Raw genomic sequence first — 7849 nt, 5'->3', positions numbered from 1 at the left:
GAGCTGATTACGGGAGATGACTTCTACAATAAGCAGTATGGCATTTTGTTTGAGGCTATGGTGGAGCTGAATGAGGAGGGAAGCCCTGTGGACCTGGTCACCCTGCAGAACAGGCTGCGGGAGAAGGACGTGCCTCCCGAGGTCAGCAGCCTGGAGTTTGTCCGGGAGCTGATTACAGTGGTTCCTACCTCTGCCAACATTAAGTATTACGCAAACATTGTGGCGGAAAAGTCCACGCTGCGCAAGCTGATCCGCCTGAATGAGGAGATCGCCAACACCTGCTATGCGGGGAAGGAAAGCCTGGAATTTATCCTGGAGGATACGGAAAAGAGGGTTTTCCAGCTGGTGCAGAAGCGTAATCTGGGTGACTTTGTTCCCATCCGGCAGATTGTAATGAATGCCATGGACAGGATTGAGATTGCTTCCAAAAATAAGGGAAGCGTTACGGGGATTCCCACAGGCTTTACGGATTTGGATTACCGGACTGCGGGTATGCAGCCCTCGGACCTTGTGCTGATTGCGGCTCGTCCGTCCATGGGAAAAACAGCTTTTGTGCTGAATATCGCACAGTATGTAGCCTTTAAGAAAAAGCTGACGGTGGCTATTTTCAGTCTGGAGATGAGCAAGGAGCAGCTGGTGAACCGTATGTTTTCCCTGGAATCCAGTGTGGACGCCCAGAAGCTGAGAACAGGGCAGTTAAACGATCAGGAATGGGAACGGTTGATTGAAAGTGCAGGGGTGATTGGCCGGTCCAATCTGATTATTGATGATACGCCGGGCATCAGCGTTTCAGAGCTGCGCTCCAAATGCCGGAAATTTAAGCTGGAGCATGATTTGTCCATGATCATCATTGACTATCTGCAGCTGATGAGCGGCAGCGGAAGAACCGATTCCAGGCAGCAGGAGATTTCTGATATCTCCAGATCGCTAAAATCCCTGGCCAGGGAGCTTGGTGTGCCGGTGCTTGCCTTATCCCAGCTGAGCCGCGCGGTGGAGCAGAGGCCGGATCACCGCCCCATGCTCTCAGATCTTCGAGAATCCGGGGCAATAGAGCAGGATGCGGACGTGGTTATGTTCCTTTACCGGGATGATTATTATAATCATGATTCTGAGAAAAAGGGAGTGTCTGAGGTAATCATTGCCAAGCAGAGAAATGGTCCCATTGGAACCGTGGAGCTGGCCTGGCTGCCGGAGTACACAAAATTTGCCAATCTGGAACGTTCCGGAAGGGATTAAAAAGCATAAATCAGTTACGAAAGAGAACAGCATAGACAGGCAGTTCTCTTTTTTTGTTAAAAAATCATAGGCAACTGCGAAACTCGATTAGAAAGGGGAAGAGAATATGGGCCAATATTTATTGATTTCTGACGCTGCAAAAGAAGTAAAGGTGGAAAGTCATGTGCTGCGCTACTGGGAGGAGGAGCTGCATCTGCCCATCAAGCGCAATGAGCTTGGACACCGCTATTACACAAGCGAGGATGTGGAACGGTTTAAACAGATTAAGAGTATGAAGGAAAGAGGACTGCAATTGAAGGCAATAAAGATGATTTTGAAGGATGGAAAGCTGAACGTACTGCCCCAGGAGGAAGAGGAGAAGGAAAAGAAGGAATCTCAGCCCGGTATGGCCATTGACATTATTGACAGCAGAGAGCCTGTGCCTGAAAGGGACGAGAGAGAGATGGTAAAGGAGAGCCGGGAGGAGAAGTCCAGGAGACTGCAGTGGCTTTTGCAGCAGCTGATTCGGGAAACCCTTCGGGAAAACAATCAAGAGCTGTGCAGAGAGATCAGAGAGAGCGTAGTAAAGGAGCTGGACTATCAATTCAGGATGCAGGAAGAGCGGGAAGAGGTCAGAGACCGGGTCAATGCACAGCGCAATGAGGAATATTACCAGAGGATGGATGACCTTCTCCGTAAGAAAAGCAGAAAGCTTTTGCGGGGGAAAAAGGAAAACAGCAGCCTCAATCATAGTCTGAACCAAGGCGGTGGAAGCGGTGCAGAGCAGAAGCAGCCTTTTCAGGAACAGCAGCCGGAAAAGAAGGCAAAAAAGAAGAGGCATTCTATTTTTTGAATGCCTCTTTCTGCGGAAAATTATTCTCCTTGGGAAATAGCGCCTACAGGACACTGTCCTGCGCAAGAGCCGCAGTCAATACATTTGTCCGGATCGATCTCGAACTTGCCGTCTCCCATGCTGATAGCGCCTACAGGGCACTGTGCCTCACATGCACCACAAGCCACACAAGAATCACCAATTACGTATGCCATGCTTTTAATCCTCCTTCAATGAACCCAATCGCATTTGATATTTTATTATCAATTACATACTCTATTTTAATATAAACCCATGGGGAATACAAGGGAAATGTGCGATAATTTTAGCTGATTATTTTATTCTTTTTCTTCTCTGCGCTTTCTGATTCCATTTAGAATCACTTCTTTTTTCTCCACTACCTTGCTTTTGTCCATGGCGGGAACCCCGGCAAGCTTATAGGGAATTCCCAGCTTCTTGTATTTTGCCTCGCCCATGGTGTGGTAGGGAAGCACGTCCAGCGCTTTCAGGTTAGAGAACTGTCCGATAAAATACCCAAGCTCAAACAGATATTTATCGTCATCCGTCAGGCCTGGTACGACCACATGGCGGATCCACATATCCACATGTTTGTCATCCAGATATTGGGCAAAGGCCAGAATTCCATCGTTAGGCTGCTCTGTCAGCTCCAGATGCTTTTGGGGATCGATATGCTTGATGTCCAGCATGACAAGATCGGTGAGCTCCATAAGACGGTCAAGCTTTTCAATAAAGGCTTTGTTGTCCGGTTTATAGGCAATTCCCGATGTGTCAATGCAGGTATGAACGTTGTCACGTTTTGCCAGAGTGAACAGGTCGATCAAAAAATCTACCTGCATCAAAGGCTCGCCTCCTGTTACAGTAATGCCTCCATTTTTGTAAAAATCTTTATTTCTCTTGTATTGTTCGTAAATTTCCTCCGGTTCCATCATAGTGCCGCCGGTCATGGGCCAGGTGTCGGGATTGTGACAGTAGGCACAGCGCATGGGACAGCCCTGTACAAATACCACAAACCGTGTACCGGGTCCGTCCACGGTTCCAAAGCTTTCCAGTGAATGTATTCTGCCTTGCATAGCTTCTCCTTTCAAGATATATAATTAGGTAATTGTCAAACTCGCTGACAAAGTCACGAACCTGGTCATAATAACCAAAAACGGGTTCCGAAGCAGTGGCTAGTCACCCTTATTTTGGTTATTACGCCCAGTTTCTGATGCCGGGGAGCGAGTTTCGCGATCACCTGGGATATATAATAGTACTGCTAAAGGAAAAAGGAGTCGGAAAAGGTAAGTCCGGCTCCTTTCGGTTTTGGTTTTATTCTATTTCCCGGCTTTTAAATAAATTAAATGCTCTCATGGAAGGTACGGGAAATAACATCAGCCTGCTGTTCAGGAGTTAACTTGATAAAGTTAACAGCGTATCCTGATACACGGATTGTAAGCTGAGGATAATTCTCAGGATGCTTCTGAGCGTCCAATAAAGTATCTCTGTTTAATACGTTAACATTCAGATGATGTCCGCCTTTGGTTGCATAACCATCCAATAATGAAACAAGATTGTCTACCTGTGCTGCACTTGCTGCCATAATTTTTTCCTCCTTAATCAATTATCATATAATAGGGCTGGGGAAGGACGATTAGTGATAATCGTCCAGTCCCTGCTCAAGAGTGGGGACACTGCAGGCCAGCGGTGTCCTGGAACAATCCGTACAGCCCATTGTCTGAACGTTCTTAGACGTTTCTTCTGCCTGGTCATAATTTACGTTTACATGTCCCACACCTTCGGTCATTCCCGAATCCAGCATTTTAATCAGATCGTCGATCATTGCCTTTTCGTCCATTTGTGTCACCTCACTGTATTGTTTTTGTTATAAGCTTGTTTATTTGTTCAGATCCAGCTCAATATCGCCTGCAAATACCTGATCCTCTTTGCCCAGCGCTCCGGGAATGATGGTGAAGGTATTGGAGATACCATCCTGTGCATCATTGAAAGGAAGCTTGGATACAGAGGACAGAGATGCTACCGCACCATGAGTATCGCGTCCGTGCATAGGGTTAGCACCGGGAGCGAAAGGCTGTCCCTTCTTACGTCCGTCAGGAGTATTACCAGTAGCCTTGCCGTAGGTTACGTTGGAGGTAATGGTCAGGATGGAAGTTGTAGGAACACCGTTTCTGTAGGTATGGTGTCTTCTTACTGCAGTCATGAATCTGTGTACAACATCCTGAGCGATCTCGTCAACACGGTCATCGTCGTTACCGTATTTCGGGAATTCACCAGTGGTCTTGAAGTCAACGATAATGCCGTCCTCGTCACGAACAACCTCAACCTTTGCGTACTTGATAGCGGACAGGGAGTCTGCTACGATGGACAGTCCTGCAATACCCGTTGCAAAGTAACGCTTTACGTCTCTGTCATGAAGAGCCATCTCTGCTCTCTCATAGCAGTACTTGTCATGCATATAGTGGATAATGTTCAGGGTGTTCACATAAACATCTGCCTGCCACTCCATCATATCGATAAATTTCGCAAATACATCATCATAGTCAAGCACATCGCCTTCCACAGGACGATACTTAGGTCCAACCTGCTTCTTGGTAATCTCATCCACTCCGCCGTTCATAGCGTACAGCAGACACTTAGCCAGGTTTGCACGAGCACCGAAGAACTGCATTTCCTTACCAATTACCATGGAGGATACGCAGCATGCGATACCGTAGTCATCGCCGTGGGTCACTCTCATCAGGTCATCGTTCTCGTACTGGATGGAAGAGGTCTGGATGGACATCTTAGCGCAGTACTTTTTCCAATTCTGAGGAAGTCTGGTGGACCACAGAACTGTCAGGTTGGGCTCGGGAGCAGGTCCAAGGTTTGTCAGGGTGTGCAGATAACGGAAGCTCATCTTGGTAACCATGTGTCTGCCGTCAACGCCAACGCCGCCCAGAGACTCGGTAACCCATACGGGATCGCCTGCGAAAATCTGGTTGTACTCGGGAGTACGTGCGAATTTGATACATCTTAACTTCATAATGAAGTGATCAACAAACTCCTGAATCTCCTGCTCGGTGAAGGTTCCGTTTGCAAGATCTCTCTCTGCGTAGCAGTCAAGGAAGGTGGAGGTACGTCCCAGGGACATAGCAGCGCCGTTCTGCTCCTTTACTGCGCACAGATAACCGAAGTAGGTCCACTGAATTGCTTCCTTTACGTTGGAAGCGGGCTTGGAAATATCAAATCCGTAGGAAGCTGCCATCTCCTTCATCATTTTAAGAGCCAGCATCTGCTCGGAAAGCTCCTCGCGGAGACGGATCACGTCATCGGTCATTACACGGCCGGTGGAGTCCTTCTGTGCCTGCTTGTCTTCGAGCAGTCTGTCGATACCATACAGAGCAACACGTCTGTAGTCACCGATAATACGTCCACGTCCGTAAGCATCAGGAAGACCTGTGATAATATGAGAAGAACGGCAGGCTCTCATTTCCTGATTGTAAGCATCAAAGCAGCCTGCGTTGTGTGTCTTTCTATGAATGGTGAAAAACTCACTGATCTCAGGGTCAACCTCATAACCGTTGTCGGCACATGCCTTCTCTGCCATACGGATACCACCGTAAGGCTGCAGAGAACGCTTGAAAGGCTTGTCAGTCTGGAAGCCTACGATAGTCTCCTTGCTCTTGTCAAGATATCCAGGACCGTGAGAAGTAATGGTAGAGACAACTCTGGTATCCATGTCAAGGACACCGCCTGCTTCTCTTTCCTTCTTCTGCAGATCAAGTACCTGCGCCCACAGATCCTTGGTATTCTGTGTAGCCTCAGCCAGAAAGCTCTCATCACCATCATAGGGGTGATAATTTCTCTGGATGAAGTCGCGGACATTGACTTCTTTGTCCCATTTGCCGCCTACAAAATCTTTCCACTCTGGTCTCATTTTGAAATAGCCTCCTATAAAAAATTAAATTATTGGGTACATCTGATCCTTAGTTTCATTATATGAAAAAGCAGTTGGACAGTCAAGCAGCGCCGTGTACTTTTTTTGGTACAAAGCCGCATAATTTCTGGATTTTTTATAAGAATTACAGATTCTTTTCAGAGAGATTTTATATTTGTGAATGGCTTGCAAGATTGTGGGGAAAGTATTATACTAAAAGGGCCGAAAACGGCGGAAAGGAGAACACTATGAGCGGAATTACGAAAGAAATGACCATTGGCGAAATTCTTCGCACCAACCCTGATGTGGCGCCTGTCCTTATGGATGCCGGAATGCACTGTCTCGGCTGCCCTTCGGCCCAGGCAGAATCCCTGGAGGAAGCTGCGATGGTACATGGAATTGACATAGATGCCCTTATGGCAGCTATTGAGGCAGTTTAAACGCAACAGTCCAGCCATGAGAGGGCAGGCGCTGTGCATGGGTGCTTGCACACAATGCACAGAACCTGCCCTCTCATGAGCGGAGCGCCCTCAAATGAAATAAAAGGTGAGCCGCCTTGGCGGCGCCGGATGCGAAGCAGCCGCTTTTATGAATGCAGAGGGCTGGACTGTTGATAACAGGGGCAGGGGTTATGCCTGCCATAGAAGTGTCTGAAAAAAAGCTACAGCCGCCTGAGCCTGCTGGCCCAGACGGCTGTATTTTATGAATGCGCCAGGCGGCGCACACTTTACATATTTCCCAAAGCGCCTACGGCATCCTTTTCCACCAGGGCATCATAATGCTCTGCCAGGAAAGTGGGACTGCCAGAGAGAGAACGCTGCAGCGCGCCATACTCGGAGACAATGTTGCAGGCCCTGTCAAAAACCTCCTTTGAGGCCTTGCCCTGGGTCAGCGCGAGCAGATATCGGCCGGTGCGTTCATCCTTATACAGTGTGCTTTCTCCGGTATAATGACGGGAAATCACCTGGGAAGCTCTGATTACCTGCTGGAGGGACTCCATAAGAAAGATATGGGTGGGCGCTGCTTCGTTTTGATTGGAAGCGGCTGTTTTGCCCTCCTGGCCCTCAGCGTTTGCCTTGCGGTTTGTCTGGAGCCTGCGAAACAAATCAAGCACCTCGTCAGAGGGAGATTCATAATATTCGTCGTCGCTATTTTCCTCGGTGACAGATGGGGCAAATCTGGAAAAACGGGTGTCCAGTTCCTCGGGATCCTCCACCTTTGTGATAATCAGAACAATACATTCCGCATTCAGGGGAATTGCTTCTATCATCAGGGGAATGTCTTCCGCCTCAAAGCCAAATTCAAAATTTGCCTGCTGCATCATGTCCCGAAAGAGAGTCTTAGCTTTTTCAGTGCCATAGGCAAGCTCGCTGATTTTCAGCTCACGGCTTGCCAGATCTTCTCTGGTCAAAGTACAGCGTATCTGGTTTTCATTTACTTTTTCTATTTTCATACGGCAACCCTTCCTTTCTGCATCCCGGGGGATGCTGAGTAGCGTGCAAAAATCCTATCTTATAAGTGTGTTTTGATTAAAAGTATATTATACTTTCGCCCGCTTTAAGTCAATAGCCGAAAATGACTTTAAGAATATTTAATAATTTTAATAAAAGCTATTGCAAAAAAATTCCATATAAGATATAATTCACTGCATAAGTGCCTTCAGTACTCTGGTACGGAAAGGAGGCAGCAGTCTGAATTCTATTTCTGGTTGACTTTGACATGGGAACGAGTCGTTCCGCTTTCATCCTTTTTACTATATCTATTATACCATATTATATGACAGAGGTGTAGCTGCTGACATATATTTAAGGATGTCTTACAGGCATGGTGCAAGGGAGCATAGCCGCTCAAAACCGCCTGTTCATAGT

9 protein-coding genes are annotated in these 7849 nt (G+C 47.5%); 3 read left to right on the top strand and 6 right to left on the bottom strand.

The features are described 5' to 3' along the window. Together dnaB and AC1WIP_RS08130 are read left to right on the top strand one after the other, a co-directional pair. On the top strand, positions 1–1236 hold a 1236-nt coding region (dnaB, locus tag AC1WIP_RS08135; protein ID WP_481141377.1), incomplete at its 5' end, for a replicative DNA helicase. Positions 1237–1342: 106 nt separating this feature from the next. Next, positions 1343–2068: a helix-turn-helix domain-containing protein gene (locus AC1WIP_RS08130; RefSeq protein ID WP_481141376.1), complete on the top strand. Its 726-nt coding sequence runs from the start codon at positions 1343–1345 to the stop codon at positions 2066–2068. Positions 2069–2088: 20 nt separating this feature from the next. Here the strand turns inward: AC1WIP_RS08130 and AC1WIP_RS08125 are convergent, their stop codons facing one another. From AC1WIP_RS08125 to pflB, 5 genes are all read right to left on the bottom strand, one after another. Next, positions 2089–2262: a DUF362 domain-containing protein gene (locus AC1WIP_RS08125; RefSeq protein ID WP_481141375.1), complete on the bottom strand. Its 174-nt coding sequence runs from the start codon at positions 2260–2262 to the stop codon at positions 2089–2091. A 123-nt stretch (positions 2263–2385) separates the two neighbouring features. Further along, positions 2386–3138 (bottom strand): pyruvate formate-lyase-activating protein, encoded by a 753-nt coding sequence (gene pflA / locus AC1WIP_RS08120; protein ID WP_481141374.1) that lies wholly within the window; start codon positions 3136–3138, stop codon positions 2386–2388. Between the two features lie 266 nt (positions 3139–3404). Further along, complete coding sequence (gene grcA3, locus AC1WIP_RS08115) at positions 3405–3647, bottom strand: autonomous glycyl radical cofactor GrcA3 (RefSeq protein WP_318703539.1); 243 nt, start codon at positions 3645–3647, stop codon at positions 3405–3407. Positions 3648–3698: 51 nt separating this feature from the next. Further along, on the bottom strand, positions 3699–3902 hold the full coding sequence (locus AC1WIP_RS08110; RefSeq protein ID WP_481141373.1) for a hypothetical protein: 204 nt from the start codon (positions 3900–3902) through the stop codon (positions 3699–3701). Positions 3903–3941: 39 nt separating this feature from the next. Beyond that, positions 3942–5981, bottom strand: a complete 2040-nt coding sequence (pflB, locus tag AC1WIP_RS08105) for a formate C-acetyltransferase (protein WP_481141372.1) — start codon at positions 5979–5981, stop codon at positions 3942–3944. A 248-nt stretch (positions 5982–6229) separates the two neighbouring features. Between pflB and AC1WIP_RS08100 the strand changes: the two genes are divergently transcribed. After that, entirely contained in the window at positions 6230–6421 is a 192-nt protein-coding gene (locus AC1WIP_RS08100; RefSeq protein ID WP_318703545.1) for a DUF1858 domain-containing protein, read from the top strand. Positions 6422–6708: 287 nt separating this feature from the next. Here the strand turns inward: AC1WIP_RS08100 and AC1WIP_RS08095 are convergent, their stop codons facing one another. Continuing rightward, positions 6709–7434: an adaptor protein MecA gene (locus AC1WIP_RS08095; protein ID WP_481141371.1), complete on the bottom strand. Its 726-nt coding sequence runs from the start codon at positions 7432–7434 to the stop codon at positions 6709–6711. Positions 7435–7849 lie beyond the last annotated feature (415 nt).

This window comes from Acetatifactor sp., from assembly GCF_982438285.1.
The sequence above is the reverse complement of the archived record's forward strand: the minus strand, read 5'-3'. Positions and strand labels throughout refer to the sequence as shown.